Source organism: Gephyromycinifex aptenodytis (genome assembly GCF_012277275.1).
GTDB classification, from domain to species: domain Bacteria; phylum Actinomycetota; class Actinomycetes; order Actinomycetales; family Dermatophilaceae; genus Gephyromycinifex; species Gephyromycinifex aptenodytis.
The window spans coordinates 2,315,080-2,337,159 of record NZ_CP051155.1; the positions used below are offsets into that span (position 1 = coordinate 2,315,080).

Annotated in this window: 21 protein-coding genes and 1 pseudogene; 13 read left to right on the forward strand and 9 right to left on the reverse strand. The window is 67.2% G+C overall.

The genetic code is table 11. The features are described 5' to 3' along the window. Positions 1-11: 11 nt before the first annotated feature. A complete protein-coding gene (locus tag G9V96_RS09910; RefSeq protein WP_168582883.1) occupies positions 12-2,609 on the reverse strand; it encodes a DEAD/DEAH box helicase in 2,598 nt (865 codons plus the stop codon). Positions 2,610-2,882: 273 nt separating this feature from the next. On the opposite strand from G9V96_RS09910, the gene G9V96_RS09915 reads away from it, so the two are divergent. Beyond that, the gene (locus G9V96_RS09915) at positions 2,883-3,443 is read left to right on the forward strand and encodes an isochorismatase family protein (protein ID WP_210424376.1); all 561 of its coding nucleotides are present in this window, start codon (positions 2,883-2,885) and stop codon (positions 3,441-3,443) included. Between the two features lie 55 nt (positions 3,444-3,498). Here G9V96_RS09915 and G9V96_RS09920 read toward each other — a convergent pair whose 3' ends face one another. Together G9V96_RS09920 and G9V96_RS09925 are read right to left on the reverse strand one after the other, a co-directional pair. Next, positions 3,499-3,657, reverse strand: a complete 159-nt coding sequence (locus G9V96_RS09920; RefSeq protein WP_168582884.1) for a hypothetical protein — start codon at positions 3,655-3,657, stop codon at positions 3,499-3,501. 114 nt (positions 3,658-3,771) lie between these two features. Beyond that, positions 3,772-5,622 (reverse strand): ABC transporter ATP-binding protein, encoded by a 1,851-nt coding sequence (locus tag G9V96_RS09925; RefSeq protein WP_168582885.1) that lies wholly within the window; start codon positions 5,620-5,622, stop codon positions 3,772-3,774. Positions 5,623-5,776: 154 nt separating this feature from the next. On the opposite strand from G9V96_RS09925, the gene arfA reads away from it, so the two are divergent. The 10 genes from arfA to G9V96_RS09975 all read left to right on the forward strand — a co-directional run bounded on the left by arfA (position 5,777) and on the right by G9V96_RS09975 (position 12,933). Then, positions 5,777-6,763, forward strand: coding sequence for a channel-forming protein ArfA/OmpATb (gene arfA, locus G9V96_RS09930; RefSeq protein WP_168582886.1), 987 nt, complete (start codon positions 5,777-5,779; stop codon positions 6,761-6,763). Positions 6,764-6,773: 10 nt separating this feature from the next. After that, positions 6,774-6,992 carry a channel accessory protein ArfB gene (gene arfB / locus G9V96_RS09935; protein WP_168581193.1) on the forward strand — a complete coding sequence of 73 codons (219 nt, stop codon included), beginning with the start codon at positions 6,774-6,776 and terminating at the stop codon, positions 6,990-6,992. Continuing rightward, positions 6,989-7,192: a channel accessory protein ArfC gene (gene arfC, locus G9V96_RS09940; protein WP_168582887.1), complete on the forward strand. Its 204-nt coding sequence runs from the start codon at positions 6,989-6,991 to the stop codon at positions 7,190-7,192. Before arfB ends, arfC begins: the two co-directional genes overlap by 4 nt. 87 nt (positions 7,193-7,279) lie before the next feature. Continuing rightward, positions 7,280-8,065: a glucosamine-6-phosphate deaminase gene (gene nagB, locus G9V96_RS09945; RefSeq protein ID WP_168582888.1), complete on the forward strand. Its 786-nt coding sequence runs from the start codon at positions 7,280-7,282 to the stop codon at positions 8,063-8,065. A gap of 1 nt (position 8,066) precedes the next feature. Continuing rightward, on the forward strand, positions 8,067-9,203 hold the full coding sequence (gene nagA, locus G9V96_RS09950; RefSeq protein WP_226913264.1) for an N-acetylglucosamine-6-phosphate deacetylase: 1,137 nt from the start codon (positions 8,067-8,069) through the stop codon (positions 9,201-9,203). A 59-nt stretch (positions 9,204-9,262) separates the two neighbouring features. Then, positions 9,263-9,562 carry a metal-sensitive transcriptional regulator gene (locus G9V96_RS09955; protein ID WP_168582889.1) on the forward strand — a complete coding sequence of 100 codons (300 nt, stop codon included), beginning with the start codon at positions 9,263-9,265 and terminating at the stop codon, positions 9,560-9,562. 46 nt (positions 9,563-9,608) lie between these two features. Continuing rightward, positions 9,609-9,812: a heavy-metal-associated domain-containing protein gene (locus G9V96_RS09960; protein ID WP_168582890.1), complete on the forward strand. Its 204-nt coding sequence runs from the start codon at positions 9,609-9,611 to the stop codon at positions 9,810-9,812. Then, positions 9,809-9,961: a hypothetical protein gene (locus G9V96_RS09965; RefSeq protein ID WP_168582891.1), complete on the forward strand. Its 153-nt coding sequence runs from the start codon at positions 9,809-9,811 to the stop codon at positions 9,959-9,961. Before G9V96_RS09960 ends, G9V96_RS09965 begins: the two co-directional genes overlap by 4 nt. A 62-nt stretch (positions 9,962-10,023) precedes the next feature. Continuing rightward, complete coding sequence (locus G9V96_RS09970; protein WP_168582892.1) at positions 10,024-12,357, forward strand: heavy metal translocating P-type ATPase; 2,334 nt, start codon at positions 10,024-10,026, stop codon at positions 12,355-12,357. 312 nt (positions 12,358-12,669) lie between these two features. Continuing rightward, positions 12,670-12,933: a hypothetical protein gene (locus G9V96_RS09975; RefSeq protein ID WP_168582893.1), complete on the forward strand. Its 264-nt coding sequence runs from the start codon at positions 12,670-12,672 to the stop codon at positions 12,931-12,933. A 6-nt stretch (positions 12,934-12,939) separates the two neighbouring features. Here G9V96_RS09975 and G9V96_RS09980 read toward each other — a convergent pair whose 3' ends face one another. The 6 genes and pseudogenes from G9V96_RS09980 to G9V96_RS10010 all read right to left on the reverse strand — a co-directional run bounded on the left by G9V96_RS09980 (position 12,940) and on the right by G9V96_RS10010 (position 20,801). Continuing rightward, a complete protein-coding gene (locus G9V96_RS09980) occupies positions 12,940-13,314 on the reverse strand; it encodes a hypothetical protein (protein WP_168582894.1) in 375 nt (124 codons plus the stop codon). 40 nt (positions 13,315-13,354) lie between these two features. Beyond that, entirely contained in the window at positions 13,355-13,756 is a 402-nt protein-coding gene (locus tag G9V96_RS09985; protein WP_168582895.1) for a hypothetical protein, read from the reverse strand. Next, positions 13,753-14,901, reverse strand: a pseudogene (locus tag G9V96_RS15330) (amidase domain-containing protein). Before G9V96_RS15330 ends, G9V96_RS09985 begins: the two are co-directional and overlap by 4 nt. A gap of 324 nt (positions 14,902-15,225) precedes the next feature. Further along, positions 15,226-18,276 carry a MobF family relaxase gene (mobF, locus tag G9V96_RS10000; protein WP_168582897.1) on the reverse strand — a complete coding sequence of 1,017 codons (3,051 nt, stop codon included), beginning with the start codon at positions 18,274-18,276 and terminating at the stop codon, positions 15,226-15,228. Continuing rightward, positions 18,168-19,328 carry a hypothetical protein gene (locus tag G9V96_RS10005; protein WP_168582898.1) on the reverse strand — a complete coding sequence of 387 codons (1,161 nt, stop codon included), beginning with the start codon at positions 19,326-19,328 and terminating at the stop codon, positions 18,168-18,170. Before G9V96_RS10005 ends, mobF begins: the two co-directional genes overlap by 109 nt. Before the next feature lie 261 nt (positions 19,329-19,589). Further along, complete coding sequence (locus G9V96_RS10010) at positions 19,590-20,801, reverse strand: UDP-N-acetylglucosamine pyrophosphorylase (protein WP_168582899.1); 1,212 nt, start codon at positions 20,799-20,801, stop codon at positions 19,590-19,592. Positions 20,802-20,925: 124 nt separating this feature from the next. On the opposite strand from G9V96_RS10010, the gene G9V96_RS10015 reads away from it, so the two are divergent. Both G9V96_RS10015 and G9V96_RS10020 read left to right on the forward strand, forming a co-directional pair. After that, positions 20,926-21,276 (forward strand): hypothetical protein, encoded by a 351-nt coding sequence (locus tag G9V96_RS10015; protein WP_168582900.1) that lies wholly within the window; start codon positions 20,926-20,928, stop codon positions 21,274-21,276. A 46-nt stretch (positions 21,277-21,322) separates the two neighbouring features. Next, positions 21,323-21,880: an NYN domain-containing protein gene (locus G9V96_RS10020; protein WP_168582901.1), complete on the forward strand. Its 558-nt coding sequence runs from the start codon at positions 21,323-21,325 to the stop codon at positions 21,878-21,880. Positions 21,881-22,080: the final 200 nt, after the last annotated feature.

The window sequence follows — 22,080 nt, forward strand, 5'->3', positions numbered from 1 at the left end:
CAGCCAGCCAGTCAGCCAGTTCCCGCCAGCAATTCGCGCAGGTCGGTGGCGGTCATCGCCGAGCTGAAGGCGGCGTCGTCGTCGACGACCCGGGCGAACAGGTCTCGTTTGCGTTCCTGCATGGCTTGCACCTTCTCCTCGATGGAGTCCGCGGTGACCAGTCGGTACACCATGACGGGCCGCGTCTGGCCGATCCGGTGCGTGCGGTCGATGGCCTGCTCTTCGGCGGCGGGGTTCCACCACGGGTCCAGGACGAAAACGTAATCGGCTGCGGTCAGGGTCAATCCGAAGCCACCGGCTTTGAGGCTGATGAGGAAGGCCGTGGCTGATCCGTCCGTGAATTCGCGGATCCGCTGGGGTCGGTCGCGGGTGCTGCCGTCCAGGTACACGGTGGCGATGCCGGCTTGGTTCAGAGCGGCTTCGGCCTTCTTCAGGTAGCGCGTGAACTGGCTGAAGACCAACGCCCGGTGCCCCTCATCGCGCAGTTCCGTGCAGCGAGCCACGAGTTCATCGAGCTTGGCGGTGCCCGCCTGCGAGGGGTAGGCCGGGTCGACCAGCGAGGGGTCCAACGCCATCTGGCGCAGGGTCGTCAGCGCCGACAGCACCGCCACCCGGTTGCGGTCGAAGTCACCCAGCAGTCGCAGCACCCGTTGACGCTCCCGCTGCAGGTGGACGTCGTAGATGCGTCGGTGCGTGGGGCTCATCGGCACCAGGACGGTCTGCTCCTGCTTGGGTGGCAGATCGGCGGCCACGAGCGCCTTGGTTCGCCGCAACAGGAACGGTCGGATCGTGCGACGGAAGGCCGCCAGCCGCACCGTGTCCTGACCAGCCTCGATGGGGATGCGGTAGTCGGCGGTGAAGGCCTCCGGGTCGGGAAACAACCCGGGGCTGCTCAGCGACAGGATCGCCCACAGGTCCATCAGCGTGTTTTCCAACGGGGTGCCGGTGATGGCGAAGGTGACCTCGCGGCGCAGGCGCCGCACCGCCTGGTAGGTCTTGGCGCGGTGATTCTTGACGAACTGCGCCTCATCCAGGATCACGGCCTGCCAGGGGATCGCGCAGTAGGCAGCCTCGCCCAGACGTAGCAGCGTGTAGGAGGTGACGATGATGTCGGCCTGCTCGGCCAACTCGGCCAGAGCGGGCCCGCCACGCTTCTTCTCGCTGGCGTTCACCGTGATCACCCGCAGTTGCGGGGTGAATCGGGCCGCCTCCTGTGCCCAGGTGTCGACCACGCTCGTCGGGGCGACCACCAGCGCCGGCGAGGTGAGTTCCCCGCGTTCGCGAGCCCGTTGCAGCAGCCCCAGGACCTGCACAGTCTTGCCAAGACCCATGTCGTCGGCCAGTACCCCGCCTAGGCCCGCGTCCCACAGTGCCGACATCCAGGTCAGGCCCTGTAGTTGGTAGGGACGAAGCTCGGCGCGCAACCCCGCGGGGGGCGCCTCTGGCTGCAGATCGCCGCCGTCGCTCTCATCGATTCCACGGCGCAGCGCCGCCAGCCGCCGGGAGAAAGTCTCGGACTGGCGCCGGATCACGCCTAAGGCGACGAGTTGATCCCACAGCCCGACGTGATAGAGCGATACCTGCATCGACCCCCGCTCGGGGTCGGTGAGGTCTTTGGCCTGGGCCAGCACCTCGCGCAGCTCATCCAGGGTGGGTGAATCGAGGGGGAAGTGGGTGCCCGAAGGCAGCAGCAGACGTTTGCGGCCCAAGGTGAGCGCGCGGACCAAGTCGGCGAGCTGCACATTCTCGCCATCGACGGTGACCATCACCGACAGGTCGAACCAGTCGTTGTCGGCGGTGTCATCGAGGCTGACGTGCACCACGGGTTCGGTGACTGCGGCGCCGTACTGGGCCGGTTCGCCGATCAGCTGCACGTCGATGTCGGGATGGTCCTGTAACCCGGGCAGCACATGTTCGACGAATGTCGCTGTTCCCATCCCCCGCAGCGAGACCGGCGAGATGAGTCGGGGGCGACCGGCGACGGGGACGCACATATCGCGACGGTTCTGCAGCGGACCGGCGTACAACTCATCCAGGAGAGCTTGTTCGGCGGCAGCGTCGCGGGAGGCCGTTCGCGAAGCCATCGTGCGGTCTGCCACCTGGATGACGCGGGCTTCCTCGGTGGGTGTTTCATCGCCCGGCCTGCCCGGCGGCGGATAGACCCAGGCCCACTCCAGCCAGGTTGCGTGGTCGGTGGTGAAGGTCGCGCTCAGCGCCAGTCGGGGCTCCCCGGGGGCCGGGAGCGCAGCGGGTGCAATGGGTTGTTCGCGTTGGGAGTGAAACTCCAGGGCGGGACTGTCCTGCTCGCGGGCCTCGCGCTCGCGCAGGATGCTGCGCGCAGCGATCAACAGGGCCACTGCGTGGGCACAGTCGCTGCCGACGGGGCAGGTGCAGGTGCCTAGCCAGGTGGTGGTTCCCGGCCGACCGGGCCGCAGCATCGTCACAAACCAGTCGTCGTGCTCCACCCGGGCATGCACGACCTCGCCGATCTCGACATCGTGCACGGCCCCGGCGCGCACCCGCGCCACGCCTTCCCGGTAGGCCGCACCGCCGGCTACCCGGACGATCTCGTCGTCGGGTAGCCGGAGGATCCAATGCCTGGCGACCATAGGTGCACCTTAGAGGTGCCCACCCACAGGCCCGTTGACCCCAGGGCGGCTGGGTGGCGTTCCATCGGCGCGCCGGGCCTCAGCGTAGTCACAGCGGCCGAAGGGGAGTGCGGGTGCCGTGAGCCGATCCCCTCTTCTAACAAAGTGTATGAAAAAAGCTAGAAGAATTTAGATACCGAGATAACCGTAGCGAGTGATCGTAGGCCTGTATTGCCTAATCTAGGAGGAGCAGAAGATACTCTGAGAGGTCACCGCCGAAGGATAGGGATCCGCATGCAATCTCCGTTGCTCATGAGTGCAGACACCAGCGTTCTCGTACTCGTGGATTACCAAGGCCGGCTGATGCCCGCGATTGACAACGCCGAGCACGTGCTCGCTCGCGCAGCCTTCCTCGCTGAGGTGGCCACGCTGCTGGGGGTGCCAGTGCTCGGCACCGAACAGAGCCCGGACAAGCTCGGCCCCAACGTGGAACAGATCGCCCGCTGGTGTGAAGCCGCGCTGGCCAAGGACCACTTCGGCGCTTGCGCGGACGGGCTGGCCGCAGAACTGCAGCGCCGCTACGAAGGACGGGACGAAATGGTCATCGCCGGCTGCGAGGCCCATGTCTGTCTCCTGCAGAGCGCCCTCGGGCTGCTCGAAGCGGGGCTGCGGGTACGCGTGGTGGCCGATGCCTGCGGGTCGCGGTTCGAATCGGATCGGGCCCTGGCCATGAGCAGACTGGCCGCGGCCGGCGCCACCATCGTCTCAGCGGAAATGGTCGCCTTCGAGTGGCTGACGACCAGTCGGCATCCCCGTTTCCGGGACGTATCCGCCCTGATCAAGCAGCGCGACTGAGCCCGGAATCGCCTACGGCGCCCACCCCGGCGGGTGGGCGCCGTAGGGCCAGGGGTCAGCGCGCGATGAAGTAATCCTGCGGGTGGTTCGAAGCGTCGGCCTCCGGAGCCGTGTCTGCTTCGACCGCGCCCGCCTGCGTGGGCAGGAACCGGGCCGCGTGCTCGCGGATGAATTCAAGGTCGTCATGCAGATCGACGTCTTCCAAAGTGAACATTTCCCCATCGTGGCCTAGGTCACGCGCTAAGGAAACCCTTACTTGAAGGTAGGTTGCTTCGCATAAGCGCAGGTCGCAAGCGTACGAAGGTGACCGGCCAGTTCGAGCAGCAAGCTAGGCGGTGAATCCGTACTCCTTAAGACGCTTGCGGTCCTGCCTGCTGGCCGAGGCCTGCAGGCCGAGAAGCTCCGAATAGATACCACCGCTGTTCGCCAATTCCTGCGGGCTGCCAATCTCATCGACGCGGCCCTCACGCAGCGTGACGATCTGATCGACGGTCGAGATCGTCGAGAGCCGGTGGGCGATGATGAGCGAGGTTCTCCCGACCATCAACTCATCCAGACCGCGCTGCACCAGACGCTCGGACTTGGTGTCCAAGGCGCTGGTCGCCTCATCGAGCACCAGGATCGGTGCGTCTTTGAGAATGGCCCGGGCCACCGCGATGCGCTGCTTCTGTCCGCCGGAAAGCTTCAATCCGCGCTCGCCGATCGTCGAGTCGTAACCGGCCCTGAACTGGCGCACGAACGGGTGCGCATAAGCCCGCTTCGCCGCCGCGACGACCTCCTCCTCGCTGGCCTGAGGCCGCGCGTACGCGATGTTCTCCCCGATCGTGCCGGAGAACAGCGAGGCATCCTGAAAGACCACCCCGACATGGGCTCGCAGCAGCGAACGTGGCAGGTCCTGCACGTCATACCCGGCCAGCAGGATGCGCCCGGAGGTGGCGCGGTAGAACCCGAGCAGCAGATTGACCAGGGTGGTCTTACCGCCACCGGACTCACTGACCAGCGCCACCCGGCTCCCGTGCGCAACGCTGAAGGAGACGTCGTGCAGAACCTCGTTGCCGTCCTCATAAGCGAAGCTGACGTGCTCGAACTGCAGCATCTGAGGAAGCGCAGCGGCAGCGGAAGCGGATGGGGGCAGGGGCCGCACCAGCGCAGCGCTGGGCGTGACCGCGCTCTGTTCGGCGGGCACCGGTAGATGCTCATCCCGGTCTGAAGCTTCGTTCATGACGGCGAAGTACTCGCGGCTTCCGGCCATCGCCCGCTGTGCGGTGTCGACCAGGTAACTCATCATCGTCACCGGTTGACGGGCCATCGCCACGAGCTGGATGAGCAGCACCATGTCGCCGATGGACATCTGCCCGTTGGCTGCTCGCACGAACAGGATCGCGTAGATGGCAAAGAAGATGGCGCCGAGTACCGCCCGGCGGGCGGCATCCATGAAGTGCCAGTAGCGGGACTGATGCCGGGTTGTATCGACCGTGGCGCGGAACCGGCGCGAGAACACCCCCAGCTCGCGCGCTTCTTGCACAAAGCTTTTCACCACCCGGATCTGACCGACAACCTCGGCAAAGCGGCCCCCGGCGAGGTCGATCTGCTCGTTCTTCTCGATCTCCAAGCGTTGCCAACGGGTGCTCGTCAACGCGGTCAACCAGAAATAGGCCGGGAAGATGATCGCCAACAGCACCGCCAACGGCCAGTAATAGACAGCGCTGACAGCCAGCACCGCCACTACCGTCAGCAACATCGGGAAAAAGTTGTTGGAGAAGCTGTTGAGGAAGGTCGTCACCTCGGTGATGGAGCGCGTGAGCCGACTGATGATCGTGCCGGTGACCTGCTCGTCGTAATACCGGGTGGGCAGCTCCAGGAGCTTGGCGTAATACCGGGTGGAGAGGATCTCTCGCATTCGGGCTGCCATCACATCGCCCAGATAGCCGCCGAAGTTCTGGATGAGCCCACCAGCGACCTCGGCCACTAGTAACCCCGAAGCAATCCAGAGGACGGTGCGCGTCACATCATCGACCCCGGACCCGCTGGTCTCAGCGACGACCACATCGGTGGCCAGTTTGATCAGGAACGGGGTGACTAGGCCAGCGAGGGCGACCAAGACCGAGCAGACGAGAATGCCCAGGTAATACGGCCACAGTTGCCTTGTGGCAGTAAGGATCTGAGAGAGGCTGCGCAATCTTGCCGGCTTTCGGGTGTCAGGGGAGCGCTCGCAGGATTGGGCGCGCTCCATTGTCCCATCCGCGCCACGCCCGCCCTCTAAGAGGCGCTGAGGGGCGCAGGCGCATAGATTGCGGGGAGCCCCTGCCGTAACAAGATCGAGGTCTTCGCTGATGAATCGCCTTCCCCGCTCGGGGTCAAGCACCCCAGAGACAACCCGGGTATCCGCGCGATACCGCAGGCCGCCCGGTGGGTGGCTCTTAGCCGCCCTGCTCGTGGTGCCGTTGGTGTTGGCCCTGTTGGGAACCTTCTGGTTCGCAGGCGGATCGCGCTCAGACTCACAGGCGAACAAGCAGACGGACGCACCGGTCGCAGCCGCCACCACGCAGGCTGCCGACCCAGACGCCGTGGAGGTCACCCGCGACGGTAAGCGGATCGTCGTCAGGGGCAAGGTGCCGGACAAGGCCGCCGAGCAGGGCCTTCTGGACTCTGTTCGCGCCGCCGCCGGTGATGGGAGGGTCATCGACGAAGTGAGCGTGCAGGAAGGCGTGAGCACCCCGCCCCTTACCGGTATCGGCACTGTCCTGTCGGCCGCCCGCGGTATCGACGACTTCGGGATGAGCGTCGGTTCATCGACCGTCGCGCTGCGCGGCACCGCCCCCGACCAGCAGGCCCTGACCTCGACCGTCTACGCGGCTGGGCAGTCTTACCCGGGGCTGCAACTCACCGACAATCTCAGCCTGGCCGGCGGGGCCGACCCGACGTCGCAGGCCCCTGCGACGCCGCTGACCCCGGAGTGCGAAGCCATGCGCGGCGAGGTGGCCGAAGCCCTCAAGCAGCAGCCCGTGATCTTCGCGCTGGACGGCGCCAAGCTGGACGCTCCATCTCAGCAGCGAATCACCGAGCTGGGCAAACGTCTCGCTACCTGCTCCTTCACCTCGATCGAGGTCGCGGGGCACTCCGACTCCTCCGGTTCAGAGAGCTACAACAAGAAGCTGTCCACCCAACGGGCCGAGGCCGTGCGCGAGATCCTCATCGCGGCCGGGGTGCCCGCTGACCAATTGACGGCTCGTGGCTACGGTTCCAGCAAGCCGGTGGCCGACAACTCCACGGACGCTGGTCGCCTCGCGAACCGGCGCGTCGAGATCAACGCGCGCTAAGGAGACCGACATGATTCTTGAGTTTGTGCTCGCCTGGTTCTGGTACCTGATGGCGTTCGCCATCGGGATGTTCGTCGCCTGGCTGCTCGCGGTGCGCTTCGTACCGGCCCGCAGCCCCGAGGAAGCCCTGGCCGAGGCTGAGGCCCAAGCAGACCGGGACGACTACGACGACGAGCACGGCGGTGCTCGTACCCAAGCGCACGCACGTGAATTGGAGGAGACCCCATGACCGGCTGGCTGCTTGTTCTGTCGTTCCTGCTCGGGTTGGGCCTGACCTGGTTGTACATGGTGCGCACCGTGCGCAGCGAGGTGGTGCGCAGCACCGTGAGCGCACCGGTTCCCAAGCCGCGCAGTGCCGCCGAGCGTTACCGCGAGCAGGTGACCCGCAACGACGGCGGACGTTCTCGGGGCGCGACCGCCGCCGAATAAGGCGCGATTCGGCCTGACCCCGGCAGGTAAACCTGCCACGCAGGCGCCGGTGTACGCACCGGCGCCTGCGTGCGCGAGGATGGCCTCATGGAGGTCGTCATCTGTTCCGACGTTGCCCAAGCTGCCTCACGTGCAGCCGACACCGTTGAGGCGCTGTTCAGCCGTAGCCCAGACGCAGTGTTGGGCATCGCTACCGGGTCGAGTCCGGTAGGGATCTACGAGGAACTGGGGCGCCGGGTAAGCGCCGGCCGACTCTCGCTGGCCAAGGCCCGGGCGTTCATGCTTGATGAGTACGTCGGTCTGCCCAGTGAGCATCCGGAGCGCTACCAGAACGTCATCCTGCGCGACTTCGTGGCCAAGGTGGATATCGACGCTGACAACGTCCACGGCCCGGACGGACTGGCCGAAGATCTGGACGCGGCGTGCGCGGCCTATGAGCGGGCGATCGTCGAGGCCGGTGGGGTGGACCTGCAGATCCTTGGGGTCGGCACCGACGGCCACATCGCCTTCAACGAGCCGGGTTCCTCCTTGGCCTCGCGCACCCGCATCAAGTGCCTGACCCGTCAGACGCGCCAGGACAACGCCCGGTTCTTCGGCGGAGATGTCGACCAGGTGCCGTTGCATTGCCTCACCCAAGGGATCGCCACGATCATGGCGGCCCGGCATCTGGTGCTCATCGCCTCGGGCGAGGCCAAGGCGGAGGCGATCCGCCAGGTGGTCGAAGGCAGTGTCTCGGCGATGTGGCCGGGAACGATTCTGCAGATGCACCCACACGTGACGGTCTTCGTCGACAAGGCCGCAGCCTCACAGTTGACCTTGGCCGACTACTTCAACGACGTCTACAACCACAAGCACCTCATCCAGGGGCGTTGAGGTGAGTCAGCGAACCATCCCCACCTCCAGCGTGAGCGCGGCGCGGGTCATCACCCCCGAGCGGGTGCTGGAGCCGGGCTGGGTCTCCTGGGTCGGCGACTCCATCGTCGAGGTGGGCGCCGGCCAGGTAGAAGGTGCGCAAGATCTGGGTGATGTCACGCTGGCTCCCGGGTTCGTCGACATGCACGCCCACGGTGGCGGGGGAGCCGCCTTCACCGACGGCCCAGACGCGGCGCGCGCGGTCCTGGAGACACACCTGGCGCAGGGCACGACCTCCATGATGGCCAGCCTTGTCACCGACACGATCGACAACCTTGAACGGCAGGTGCGCGACCTGGCACCGATGGTGTTGCGGGGCGAACTGCTCGGTATTCACCTGGAAGGGCCGTGGCTGTCCCACCTGCATCGGGGAGCCCACCAGGAAAGCCTGCTGCGCGATCCCGAACCGGAGGACATCGACCGACTCTTGGCCGCCGGTGGCGGCGCCATCGCCATGGTGACCCTCGCCGTGGAACGGCAGGGCGGCATCGAAGCGACGCGGCGGTTCGTCGAGAACGGGGTGATCGTGGCGCCCGGGCACAGCCATGCCACCTACGAACGGGCCGTGCAGGCGATCGAGGCCGGAGCCAGCGTGGCCACGCACCTGTTCAACGCGGAGCGCCCGATCCACCACCGCGAACCCGGTCTCATCGTCGCGTTACTGGAACAGCCGCAGGTGAGCATCGAGCTCATCGCCGACGGAGTGCATGTGCACCCCGCGATGCTGCGTGAGGCGGCCCGTCGGGCGCAGGGGCGTTTCGTCCTGGTCACCGACGCGATGGCGGCGGCAGGTTCCGCAGATGGGGACTATGAGCTGGGTCCGCTGCAGGTACGGGTGCAGGACGGTATCGCTCGCCTCGTCGACGGCGGAGCCATCGCCGGAAGCACCCTGACCCTTGACCGGGCAGTGCGCTACGCCACCGGCACCGCGGGAATCGGCTTGCACGAGGCGATCACGGCCGCCACCAGCACACCGGCGGACGTGCTGCGTCGACCCGATCTGGGCCGCCTGGCGCCCGGGGCACGGGCTGACCTCGTCGTGTTGGACGCCCAGCTGAGGGTAGGCCGGGTCATGCGGGCCGGGAAGTGGGTGCGCTGAGACATGTGCACAGCGCGCCTAGCCGGAATACCGCAGGGGGGTATCGCCGTTCACTAAATGTGAGCGACTGCGAGCTTCAGCACGGGTACATCCACGAGAAGGATGCCTACCTCAACCGGTTGCGCCGCGTTGAGGGGCAGGTCCGTGGCCTACAGCGGATGGTCGACGAAGAGGCCTACTGCATCGACATACTCACCCAGGTCAGCGCGGTCACGAAGGCCTTGCAGGCCGTCGCGCTCGGCTTGCTGGATGAGCACTTGGGCAAGTGTGTCGTAGCGGCCGCCCGCGAGGGCGATGAAGCTGCGGAAGAGAAGGTAGCTGAGGCCATCCAGGCCATCACTCGCCTCGTCCGATCCTGAAGGCTCGCAGATAGAACCCCATCACCCGATTCAAAGGAGAAGCATCATGGCGAGCGCCACCTACACCGTCACCGGAATGACCTGCGGCCACTGCGTCAACGCAGTCAAGGAAGAGGTCGGCGCCATTGACGGGGTGAGCAACGTTCAGGTCGAACTCGATTCGGGCTCGTTGACCTTCGACAGTGACCAGGAGATTCCGCGCGAGAAGGTCGCCGCGGCCGTCGACGAAGCCGGGTACACCCTCCGGTGAGTGTCGCGGCCAGACTTACCGCTTTCTTCATCGCCCTGCTCATCATCGGTGGAGCCGCGGCAGCCCTGGGCGCCGCGGTCCACCCGCAGTTGCCAGGTAGCAACAGCAGTACCCCAGCGACATCGACCCACACCATGGGCGGGCACTGACCCCGGCACGTCAATTCGAGCCCCCTTCGGGCTTGGCCGGTCCCGCCCTGCCCGGGAGGAACATGACAACGACACCGGTCGCGGCTGACGCGACTACCGCACCCACCGCCAACCTGGAGTTGTCGATCACGGGGATGACTTGTGCCTCGTGCGCCAACCGCATCGAGAAGAAGCTGAACAAGCTTCCTGGGGTCAGCGCCACGGTCAACTACGCCACCGAAAAGGCGAAGGTCACCTATGACCAGCAGGTCAACCCCAGCGACCTGGTCTCGACGGTAGAGCAGGCAGGCTACGGTGCGACCTTGCCGCCGCCGCCCACCCCGCCGCGCGCGCCCGGGGCCGCGAGCGCGGCGCCCTCATCAGGAACCGGCGAGCAAGAGGCGGTGGCCCAAGCAGGGGCACGTCACGTTCAAGAGCTGCGTAACCGGGTGCTCATCTGCGCGGCGCTGGCCATCCCCGTCATCGCGCTGGCGATGGTGCCCGCCTGGCAGTTCACCAACTGGCAGTGGCTCTCGCTGACCCTGGCCGCCCCCGTCGTGGTGTGGGGCGCCTTCCCGTTCCACAAGGCGGCCTGGACAAACCTGCGACACGGGGCCGCGACGATGGACACCCTCATCAGCGTGGGCACCCTGGCCGCATTCCTCTGGTCGCTGTACGCCCTGTTCTTCGGAACCGCCGGCGTACCCGGGATGCGGCACGCCTTCGAGTTCAGTGTTCAGCGCGGAGACCCCGCCAGTCACATCTACCTGGAAGCCGCCGCCGGGGTGACCACCTTCATCCTGGCCGGACGCTACTTCGAGGCCGCCGCTAAACGCTCAGCTTCCTCGGCGCTGCGCGCGCTTCTGGACCTGGGGGCCAAGGATGTCGCCGTGCTGCGCGATGGACCGGAGGGCCCGGTGGAGGAACGTATCGAGGCCGCCGCGTTGGTCGTCGAAGACCGGTTCGTGGTGCGCCCCGGAGAGAAGATCGCCACGGACGGCGTCATCGAGGAAGGCACCAGCAGCCTGGATGTCTCGATGCTCACCGGTGAGTCGTTGCCGATCGATGTCGGGCCCGGCGACAGCGTCGTCGGCGCCACCGTGAACGCAGGCGGCCGACTCATCGTGCGCGCCACCCGCGTCGGCGCGGACACCCAACTGGCCCAGATGGCGCGCATGGTCGAAGACGCCCAGAACGGCAAGGCTCAGGTGCAACGCCTGGCCGACACCGTCTCGGGGGTGTTCGTGCCGGTTGTCATCGCCTTGTCGGTCGCGACGCTCGGCTTCTGGCTCGGCGCCGGCGCGGATGCGGCCGCGACCTTCGGGGCGGCTGTCGCGGTGCTGATCATCGCCTGTCCGTGCGCCCTCGGGCTGGCTACGCCGACCGCGCTCATGGTCGGCACTGGCAGGGGAGCCCAGCTCGGGATTCTCATCAAGGGACCGCAGGTGCTGGAATCGACCCGCCGGGTCGACACCGTATTACTGGACAAGACCGGCACCGTCACCACCGGCACGATGCACGTGCGAGAAGTCGTCCCGGCGCCGGGAGAGAGCCGCGAGCAGGTGCTGCGTTACGCAGCAGCCGTCGAAGACGCCTCCGAACACCCCATCGCCCGCGCCATCGCGCAAAGCGGCCGCGATGAGTTCAGCGAGCTGGCACAGGTCACAAACTTCAGGAATGAGCAGGGGCTCGGAGTGCGCGGTGACATCCAGGAGGCTGCCGGGAAGGTCACGGTCCTGCTCGGGCGCCCGGCGCTGCTCGAACCGGCCCCGATGCCGGCGGGTCTGAGCGAGGCTATGGCGCAGGCGCAGCAGGGCGGCGGCACTGCCGTCGTCATCGGCTGGGGCGGGGCAGTACGCGGCGTGATCGTGGTGGCCGACGAGATCAAGGCGACCAGTCGCGAAGCGATCACCCGTCTGCGTGACCTGGGTCTGCACCCGATCCTGTTGACCGGGGACAACGAACTCGCGGCTCAGGCGGTAGCCGCGCAGGTCGGCATCGAGGAAGTCATCGCTGAGGTGTTGCCGCAGCAGAAGGTGGATGTCGTCACCAGGCTGCAGCAGCAGGGCAAGGTGGTTGCGATGGTCGGCGACGGCGTCAACGACGCCGCGGCCCTAGCCAAAGCCGATCTCGGTCTGGCGATGGGGACCGGCACCGACGTGGCCATCGAAGCCAGCGATCTGACTCTGGTGCGAGGCGATCTGCGGTTGGCGGCGGACGCCATCCGGCTGGCCCGACGCACGCTGGGGATCATCAAGGGCAACCTGTTCTGGGCCTTCGCTTACAACGTGGCGGCGATCCCGCTGGCGGCCGCAGGTTTGCTGAATCCGATGATCGCCGGCGCGGCAATGGCCTGCTCGTCGGTCTTCGTCGTCGGCAACAGCCTGCGCCTGCGGTCCTTCTCAGCGATCGCCTGAGCAGGCACCCCGGCCGGCACCGATCAGCTAGCGCAGGCGGCACGCAACTGCGCCGGTCACCCCAGCGGCGCCCCCCCGGAGACCGGGTGGGGCGCCGCCCGGGTCAGTGCGCTCAATCCTGGGCGGCCTTCTTCTCGACGTCGGCCTTTTTCGCGGCGTCCTGAGCCTGCGCCTTGGCGGTGTGCTCAGCCGCTGCCCTGCGACTTCGACCACGCCCGCCTGCTCACCACCCACGAACCGCCGCGCCTGGTCACCATCGCCGACTGTTCGCGCCTGGCCGTGATGGGTAGAACCGCCTCCTAAGCTGGGCACGTGGACGACGACGCACCCCTGGAACAGAAGATCTGGACCCGGTTCACCGAGGCCGAACGCCAGCGGGTACGTCAGGCAGCCGCCGAGATGGGCGTCTCTGAGTCCGTCCTCGGGCGCGCGCTGTGGCGCTACGGCCTCGACCACCTCACCGACCCCGACCTGCGCGGCCTCCTCGAGGAGGAAAACCGCCGCCTGGCCGCGGCTCGCCGTCGCGCGGGCCAGGCCACCGCGCACAAACGATGGGGCACGCCCGTCCAGGACTGAGCGAACTCACCCCCTCGTCGGCGGCGGGCCCACCTCGATGGGGATGGGTCCGCTCGGCTCAGGGGCCGGCGGCTCTGTGGCGGTCTCCTGCATGGGGGGGAAGCTCACTGCGGGCCCGGCCCCATCCGGGAGCGGGGTGCTCGTCGTGGCTCGCGGGCTCGGGGCTGCCTGCGCGCGCTGGCTGAGGGCCCACCCCGCCGTCAAGGAGACCAGGACGACGAGCAACGCCACGACCACGGTCGGCCACACCCACCGGGGTGTCACCTCGACCCGCTCGATGACGGGCACCTCGACCCGCTGGGGCACCTCGACGCGTTCCACGACGGGCACCTCGACCCGCTCGATGCGGGTCTCGATCTGCGGGGGCGCGGCCTCGATCATCTTCAGCGCGCTCTGAGCAGTGGCCAGGTGAGCGGTGATCTCAGTGGTTCGCTTCTGGTGCAGTCTCTGCGCCTACGAACCATCGTCCACCCATGTCATGCAGCGTCAGCGACGTATGGAACGGAGAGCCGTTCTCAGTGCCGGAGACGTTTGCGATGTAGTTCTCACCCAGGTCCGGCCTCGCATCGATCGAGGTGATGACGACCGGCGCCGACCGCTTCTTACCTCCGATGCCGACCAGGTCTGGATGCCCGTCGTGCACGGCGGCCGGGAGCATGATCGAGGCGAGTTCCTTCTCGTCACCGGTCGATACCGCCGACATGTAGCGGGTGACGGCACTCTCTCGGTTGGAAGCGCCCGGCAGAGTGGTCCGCCAGAGGGCGAATCCTCCACCTGCCACTACTGCAATGACTGCGGCGACGATGAGCGCCCGGCGGCTCACTTCGGTCCCTGGAAGTACCACTTGGCGTTCGGGTACTGGCGCCGAATGGCGCTAAAAGGACGGTCCACTGTGTCGCTCGTGTGATAGGTGAGGTAAAGCTCACCCTTACTGTCCTTCTTCGTGATGAACATGGAGTGGTTGATTTCTCCCTTCCCCGCTAGATCACCCTGAACGACATCTCCGACAGACAGGCTTGTCAGCTTGCCCTTAGCGACGACCCTGTTTGATCCGCCCCTGGCGTACTCGTGGAACTTTTGCGCCCAGGTCCAGCTGTGGCTCGGGCGCGCGGTGACTCCCCACTTGTAGTATCAGTCCTTGGTGCTGGTCCGGTTAGATCCATGCATGGACCAGCCGCCATGACGCATGATCTGGGAGATGAAATTGGTGCAGTCGTTGTCGAAGGTGTGGTAGGACGAGTTGTGCGATTTGGCGTACTTCCTTGCATATTCCACGCCTTTGGATCGGTTGAAGTAAGCGGCGGCAGCACGCGGTGACATGTGCTGCGCATCTTCAGAGGAAGTAGCTCCTACCTCAGCATCGCGAACATCATCCGAGGGTGTTGCGAGCGGTCCGGTCGTGGCGCTCGGTCCCGCAGCCGCAGCTTCGATGACATCTTCCATCCCTGCCTGAGCGGGTTCTTCCGTGACGCTGCGGGTCTTCGCCTCTTGACCCTGCACCTCGTCTTCGGTCAGGACCCAGCGTCCGTTCTCAGCAGCAAATCGTGCGGTGCGGTCTGTCGCGGCCTCCATGGTCGCGGGCGCCCCCTCTGAAACTGCGGCAGCGCTGCGATTGAGAACCGTGTCGATCCGATACTTGACCTCGGCATTTCCGTTCGAGGTTTTCACCTGCGTGACCTTTACAGCAACCTTGGATGCCGTGAAGGTGTCGATGTCTTGGTCGCGCTCGGCTGTGGCGCGAATCGAAGCGATCTCCTTGGCTGCCTGGTCCTCCATAGGGCGGGACAGGTTCTTCGGCGTCGCTGGCAGCGACTGCTTGACCACCATGGCCTTGGCGCGAGCTTCGTTGAGGTTGGTGATGCTGATTTTCGCTGTCCCTGGGTCCCACGGAACGGTGGGCGCTGGCGCTACCTGTGGGGCCGTGCCGGCCAGTAGTAGCGAGGCGGATGCGATGACTGCACACTTCATGACAGCTCCCCTGTTGTGAGACGCACCCCTGTGTCACGTCTCATGAGCACATCAGAACATGCGTGGGCATACCCCCGGTGGGTGATATTCCTCACTAGCTGAACCTTGGAACGCCAGTCGCCCTCCGTTGGGCTAAAATACGGACGCGGTGTGGTGTGGGCACATCCTCTTCCCGGCACGTCTGGACCCTGGATGCCGATGCGTCGGGGTGTTAGGCGGAGGATTCACTGGGTCACAGATGCCGCTGTCCGCCGTGCCCCGACGCGTTCTTTCGGAACGTTAGTAGCTCGGTTTTCCGACCAGACGCTGTCTGTCCGGATTCGGTTACAGGCCCAGTCCTGGCCCGTTGTGGCTCCTGCCGCCCCAGCCGGGCCCGTGGTGGTGGGCGCCGCTGCGGCCCGGCCCGTCGTAGCCGTACTCCGTGATGGTGGACGTTGGCTCGTTCTCGAGTTTCTCGAGCTCCTGCGCGAGAAGCTTGCTCGTCTCGGCGATGTACTCGCTCAGGTCGCCCGGGAACGATGGGGCGACACTGCGCACGGCGCGCACGGCTTCCTCGTCGATAGGTGCCCGGCCGCCCGTCTGGTCCCCGTCGAGAGCCGCCCGCTTCTCAGCGGCGCGAGCCTTGATCTGCTCGGCCACACTGAGCGACTGCTGACCGTCGCCTCGCGGGGCGCGTTCGAGTACAGCCCGCTCGGTGCCGCGTGCACGGCGCTGCTCTGCCTGGGCGCGGATGTACGCCCGGGACCGACTCATCCGCTCGGCCTGTTCCTGCTCGGCGGCGAGCACGCGACCAGCCGGGGTGGTTCGCCCGAGCTCGGCATGCTCCACGGCAGCCTCCATCCCGTACTCGGTGGCCTGACGTGCGGCCTCATCTCGCACCGCTCGCCGCAACACGGTGTGAGCTGCGTGGTCACGACGGTCCCGCCCGACGATGTCGGCCAGCCGGTCAGCGGCCTGGTCCGGTGTCCCGACCCACCGCTCGACGCTCTCACCGTCCACGAACGCATCACTCGCGTCAGCGTGGGCGCGGCTCGCGCCGACCTCGACCGCGGCCGTCGCGTCGTCGATGACGTAGACCCGGTTCGATTCCCGACCACGGGTCAGACCCACGTACGCCGCGGACCGGTCCGTACGCCCGGCATCGAACAGGGCATGCGCGCTGCTCACGGTCGCGCCCTGCGCGGAGTGGATCGTCACGCCGTACCCGAGCCGGGCGTGCTCACCCAGGTAGCGCCCCGGGAGCGTGACCCGCTCACCGTCCTGGTCCCCACCCAGACGGCGCACACGGGCGTCGCCGCGCTCGTCGATGGCTTCCACGACCCACCGGTTCGACGTACGCACCGGCGCGCCACGGCTCGTGACCAGCGAATAGTCGTTGCGGCGCGTCACCAGCACGTCACCGACGTAGGCCCGCTCACCCGGCCCAGGGTGGGAGGCGTCCCCGAGCACGACCGACCCCTGACTGGGGTCCACGGTCCCGGACTCAATGAGCCAGGCCTGAGCCCGCGCAGACAACCCTTCGGCGACCTCCCACGTGGGCGCCATGAGCAGCGAGTCCCTGCCGGACTCCATGTCAGCGCTCCACCCGGCCCACGCCGCCTCCACCATGGACGCACTCGACCCCACGGCCAGACGGTCGTTCTCCCGGTACCACTCCACGGCGGCCCCGACCTCGGAGGCTTCACCATCACGCACGGCCAACGTCGCGGCCCGCTCGGCCTCGTCACGCTGCCGCCACACCTGCTCCAACTCCACGGTGTCGGGCAGCGACTCGGCCAACAGCCCGAGCAACCCCCCGGCCGTACCCGGTGCCTGGAGTTGGGCCGGGTCACCGACCAGGACCATGCGCGCCCCATCGGTCTCGGCCTGCTCTATGAGCCGCGCGAGATCGGCAGACCCGATCATCCCGGCCTCGTCCACCACGACCACGGTCCCCGGCGCCCACACGTGCGCCTGCCGGTTCGCCTGCCCCAACGCGGTCGCGACCGTCGCCGCCGCCGACGCCACACCCTCACCGACCATCACGTCGGCAGCCGCGCCCGTCGGGGCCAGCGCGACGACCTCGTGCCCACCGGCCTCCCACGCCCGCCGCGCGGCGTGCAGCGAATGAGTCTTGCCCGCACCGGCCGGTGCCACCAGCACCGACGCCCGCGACGGGGAGGACACCAGAGCACGAACGGCCCTCTCCTGCTCCCCCGACAGACCCGTCGCCACGACCCAACGCTCATCCACGCCCAGGTCAGCGACCGCGCCCGCACGACCCACGGCACCCGCCTCACGCTCGATCGTGCCCGTGGTCGTCCACCGCGCGGTCCCCTCCCGATCGCTCAGGGGCCGGCGCTCGGCATCCATCATGACCAGCCCGTCCCGCCGCGCGATCGTCCGCGCCGGCGCCTCCAGGCTGATCGCCTCACCGATCGTCTCCTCCGCCAACGCCTCGACCCGCTCCACCAGCGTCGCCGGGTCGGCATCCGGCGGCATCAACGACGCGATGACCTCCACCGCATCGGCGCGGGTCCACGTCGAACGACGCGCAGCCAGCTCATCCAGCACGGTCCTCGGGATCGGCTCGGCATCCCGCTGCCCCAGCTCACCCTCCGCGGCCACGTGCGGCCCGTACACGCCCCGCAGGTCCACGCCCCGCGCACGCTCATCGGCCATCCACTGCACCCGCAGCTCGGTCGTGCTCTTGCCCGTCTCCTTGGCGCTACGGGTGGCCTTCTGCGCCGCCTGCTGAGCCGCTGCCGTGGACCTCACGCCCTGCTCGGACAACCACGCGTCGATCTGGCTATGCCGCTGACTCCACGCCTCGATATCGGCCCGCTTCACGTTCGCCAGCTCCGACAACCCCGTAGCCGGGTCCACCCACTGCCACGCCACCCCCAGCGACCTCGTCAGCTCGGCCCGCAGCGCCGCCTGGTAGACCGTCCCCGCCGCCCGCAGCTCGTGCATCAGCGACGTCCCGTCGATCGTCTTCCACGACCCATCCGGCGCCAACACCTTGTTCGAGACCAACACGTGCGTGTGCAGGTGCGGATCCTGCGCACGGCTCGTGCGGTGGTCGTACCGCACCCCGGCCAACCCGTCCGCCCGCACCACACCCACGCCCTCGACACCCGGCACCCGCTGACGCGTGTACGTCGCGTGCTCCCCCAAATACGCCAACGCGGCATCCGTCGCGGCCTCATGCGCCGCCGCCACCGCCTCGTGCTCGCTGCGCGACCCCAACGCCCACAACAACGACACCGACTTCGGAGCCGAGACCGTCAAGTCCCACCCGTGCAACCCGTCCTCGCGGACCTTCGCCCCCAACACCTCACCCGAGGGAGCCGTCGGCCGCTGCGAAAACCACGCCTCGACATCCTCGCGGGACACCTCCTGCCCCGCCACAACCCCCAGACGCGCCGCCGTATCTCCCGCGACCTGCCCACCGGGGAGGTGGGGGCTGTGGCGTTCTCCGGTTGCCCGACCTGGGATGCGAGGTGCTCGCTGGCCTGTGCGGCAGCCTCGAGAGTCTTACTCGCCGAGGTCGCCAACCCCTTCGCTTGGGACTTGGTGGCAGCGGCGCGTGTACGGGCCGTTGTGGCGGCGCGCTTGGTGGCGGCCTTGGCTGAAGCGGCCGTAGTCTGCGCGCCGGAGCTGACCTCCTGCTCGACCCGGTCGATGGCCTCGCCGACCGTCTCGACCACGTCGGCCTCCACCGCGGTGAGGGCGTCTTGGGCTGCCTCGGTGCTCTTCTTGGCTCCCTTGCGGGTGACGGTCACCAGCGACTTGCCACGCGAGACGGTGGCGCGTCCCTGATCGAACAGCTCTGCCACGGCCTCGTCGTGGCTGACCCGTTCCACCAGGTTGCGGCCCCGGGCGGCGAGGTTGTCGAACTGTTCCTCGGCTTTCTCCGCTGTTTCCAACCCGCTCGAGATGACGTCGTTAGGCAGAGACACAACGCGCCCGGAGATCCGCTTGAACTCGCCTACGACGCTGCGGGAGGTGAGTTCGGCTCGCAGCTCTTCCATCTGCTGCTGCATGAGCCGCAACCGTTCGATGGCCAGGTCGGTGATGCCGAGCATCGCGAAGCCGGAATCCAAAGCGGTGCGCCGCGCTTCGACAGCGAGCTTTCCCGCGTGGGTCTCGGCTTCCTGGCTGAGCTCATGGACCTTGACGCGGGCGGAGGTGGCCAACTGCGCGGGAGCGGCCGTCCTCTGCTTGGCAGGTGTCTTGGCCGCAGCGGTGCGTTTGCTCGCCTGCTTCTTGGCGGCGTTCTGCGAAGCCGCGCTGGTCTTCTTCGCCGCCTGCCTCTTAGTCGCAGTCTGCTTCTGCGCAGCGCTCTTCTTGGCGGCACTCTTGCGAGCGGTGCTGGTGGTGCCGGCGTCGGCGGTGCTCAGAGCCGGGGTGGTGGAGTTGGTGCTGTGGTCCGCGGTGGGGGACATGGCAGGCTCCTGGCGCACGGGGGTGCGATAGCGGGGAAGACGCATAGACCGCGCCCACCTTCATCTTGCTTGCTGGAGCAAGCACTCCGCAAACCCTGGCATGCGTGAGGGTGGCCACATCTGGCAGTGGTGTGGGCCCTCGCCGTGCACGCCGCCCCGTCCACGCCCCCTCAGAGATGGGTGGGACTACCAGCGCACCGGCCTGACACGCACCTGGCAGACGCCAAACCGGCCGCGCCGACCTGTGCTCGCAGCGGCCGCTCACTCCTGGGTGCGGTAGCGCCCCAGTTCCGGCACGATGACAGCGGCGTCGCTCCAGGCCTCGGCGACTACGGCGCCGAGCCAACTACGCACCGCCGCGACCTGCTCATCGCTCAGCCCGCGAATGGCCTCCAGGTAGCCGACCCCGGCTTCGGCGGTAGCAGCGAAGGACTCCACCACCTGCATGTCCGGCGGGGTCTCGTTATGGCGCACCACCTCGATGAGGTCTTCGAGGCGATCCCGCACCACCATCTGGGTCTGGTCGCGTCCCGGCAGCTTGGCCACGAGCTTGCCCAGCCGGGAGCAGCGCTCCTTACGGGCCGCCGAAATCACCTCGTGGGCCCCCTCAGCCACCAGTGGCCCGAGTTCCTGCGTCGCGAAGAAGTGAACGCGCACATGGCGATACCACTGCTCCAACGCGTTCAACTGGGCCAGATACCCCACGTTTTTGGCCAGGACCCGCACCAGGTTGCGGTAGTCGTCAGCGGCGAAGGGCCGGTTCATGCTCGGCGGGGCACCGACCAGGGTCAGGGTGTCCTCGGTGAGAACATCCCGGCGAATGACCGAGCCCGCACCGACCACCGTCCCGTAGGCGACCTCCACCGGGCCGACCGCCCCACCTTGGCCGCCCAGGAAGATGGGGCGTTGCCGCAGCAGCACGCCCCGAGGCACGTCGCCGAACAGTGACGGTGTGGTCTTGTCGCCGCTGGGTGTGAAGTTGAAGTGGATGTAAGAGGAGCCGATCTCACTGTGGTCGCTGCGGCTGGTGCCGCCGGCCATGAACGCATCGCAGAAGTTGATCAAGCTGCCGAGGGTGACGAACGGGAACAGAATCGTCTGTTTCAATCCGACGCAGTGCGCGCCGCTGGCTTCTTCTTCCAACAGCGTCCCCTCGCGGACGTGGTGTCCCAGGCCGAGGTTGGCTCCTTGCAGGAACGTCGCCTTGGCGGCATAGCCACCCTTGAGTGCCACGTTCGGGCCCAACCGCACATCCTCAATCGTTACCGGGCCCTCTCGCCCGAGTTCGACACCGGCCGAGATGACGGTCGAGGCGCCGCGAATCCGGCATCCAGGATGGATGGTCACGCCGTTCCCGCTGATGCGTTCGACGTTGACCTCAGGGCCGATATCCAACGTCCATGGGTTCGGGATATCGACCCCCTTGTCGACGAGGCGTCGAACCTGGTCCATCCCACGCGGTTCCAACTGCATGAAGCACTCCCGGTCTGTGGCGAAGGGGCAAGTGCTGCGGCCCCCTCGCAGCGTACAAGCGCAGCGCCCACACCCTGTGGAAGTTCCCGGACCTCGCAGGACCGATCCTTCTACCGTGCGCGATATGACTGCTTTCTTCAGTGTGGACATCGGCGACTTGCACCACGCCGGCTCCCATCTGCGCGCTCAAGCCGACGTCGTTCACCGTCAACAACTGCCGCAAGCAGGCCCCGAGCACGGTGAGATCCAAAGCGGGGTAGCAGAATTCACCCAGTCCTGGGGTGCGCAACTGCGGGGGCTGGGCAAGGCGCTGACCAGCCTGGCCGCCAGCGTGGAGTCCATCGCTGAGGATGTCAGCGCCACCGATGTGAGCGCCGCGGCTGCCTGGCATGACGTGGGGTCGCACCTACCGAAGGTCGAGGCGGCACAGCTGCCCCGATCCGCGCCGCACCTGCGTGTGCCTGAGTCGGGCTGAGGCTGCACCTTGTAGGGTCGGGCTAGCCCAGGCCGAGGAGGACCCTATGGACGATGAACGAACCACGTACGTTCTCGTCGACGGTGAGAACATCGACGCCACGCTCGGCACCGGCATCCTCAACCGCAAACCCCGCTCAGACGAACGCCCACGCTGGGATCGGGTACTGACCTTCGCCGAAGAGAAGTGGCAGCAGCCCGTCAAGGGCCTGTTCTTCCTCGCCGCCCACTACGAATTGCCGATGCCCTTCGTCCAGGCGCTCATCGCTCTCGGTTATCGTCCGGTGCCGCTGAGCGGTCGAGCCGACGAGAAGGTCGTCGACATCGCCATCCAGCGCACACTGGTGGAACTTCGCCGCCGCGAAGCCGATGTCATGCTCGTCAGCCACGATGGGGACTTCATCGAGCAACTCGCAGACATCTGCGACGGACGCGATGTCGCCGTCGTCGGCTTCGGAGAGTTCCGCAGTAGCGCCTACCGCGAGCTCGTTGAGCGCGGCCTTGAGTTCTACGACCTCGAGTACGAAGTGCAGGCCTTCACCGCCCGGCTACCGCGGGTGCGGATCATCCCGATCGAGGAGTTCGACCCGCTGGAGTTCCTGTAACCCCAGGCGAGCTAACACTGGATGCGCCGGATGGTTAGCCATCCGGGTCTGTCGGGAAAGCATGTGCTCCGTGAATCGTGATTCTCGGGTTCATGGGTTGGTCGCCGCCCTCGGTAATCCACGTCGGACACCTGGCGCGCCGGGCCGCCTTGAGCTGGTGAGTTGTCCACACCGCCACGCGCCTCGCCGGTGAGGTGCAT

Bases quoted from the DNA above. Each gene is read 5' to 3' on its own strand.
- arfA (WP_168582886.1), top strand. From the start codon at position 5,777: ATGAATCGCCTTCCCCGCTCGGGGTCAAGCACCCCAGAGACAACCCGG.
- G9V96_RS09915 (WP_210424376.1), top strand. From the start codon at position 2,883: ATGCAATCTCCGTTGCTCATGAGTGCAGACACCAGCGTTCTCGTACTC.
- G9V96_RS09960 (WP_168582890.1), top strand. From the start codon at position 9,609: ATGGCGAGCGCCACCTACACCGTCACCGGAATGACCTGCGGCCACTGC.
- G9V96_RS10020 (WP_168582901.1), top strand. From the start codon at position 21,323: ATGGACGATGAACGAACCACGTACGTTCTCGTCGACGGTGAGAACATC.
- G9V96_RS09980 (WP_168582894.1), bottom strand. From the start codon at position 13,314: ATGATCGAGGCCGCGCCCCCGCAGATCGAGACCCGCATCGAGCGGGTC.
- G9V96_RS10010 (WP_168582899.1), bottom strand. From the start codon at position 20,801: ATGCAGTTGGAACCGCGTGGGATGGACCAGGTTCGACGCCTCGTCGAC.
- G9V96_RS10005 (WP_168582898.1), bottom strand. From the start codon at position 19,328: ATGTCCCCCACCGCGGACCACAGCACCAACTCCACCACCCCGGCTCTG.
- G9V96_RS10015 (WP_168582900.1), top strand. From the start codon at position 20,926: ATGACTGCTTTCTTCAGTGTGGACATCGGCGACTTGCACCACGCCGGC.
- arfB (WP_168581193.1), top strand. From the start codon at position 6,774: ATGATTCTTGAGTTTGTGCTCGCCTGGTTCTGGTACCTGATGGCGTTC.
- G9V96_RS09920 (WP_168582884.1), bottom strand. From the start codon at position 3,657: ATGTTCACTTTGGAAGACGTCGATCTGCATGACGACCTTGAATTCATC.
- arfC (WP_168582887.1), top strand. From the start codon at position 6,989: ATGACCGGCTGGCTGCTTGTTCTGTCGTTCCTGCTCGGGTTGGGCCTG.
- G9V96_RS09970 (WP_168582892.1), top strand. From the start codon at position 10,024: ATGACAACGACACCGGTCGCGGCTGACGCGACTACCGCACCCACCGCC.
- G9V96_RS09910 (WP_168582883.1), bottom strand. From the start codon at position 2,609: ATGGTCGCCAGGCATTGGATCCTCCGGCTACCCGACGACGAGATCGTC.
- nagB (WP_168582888.1), top strand. From the start codon at position 7,280: ATGGAGGTCGTCATCTGTTCCGACGTTGCCCAAGCTGCCTCACGTGCA.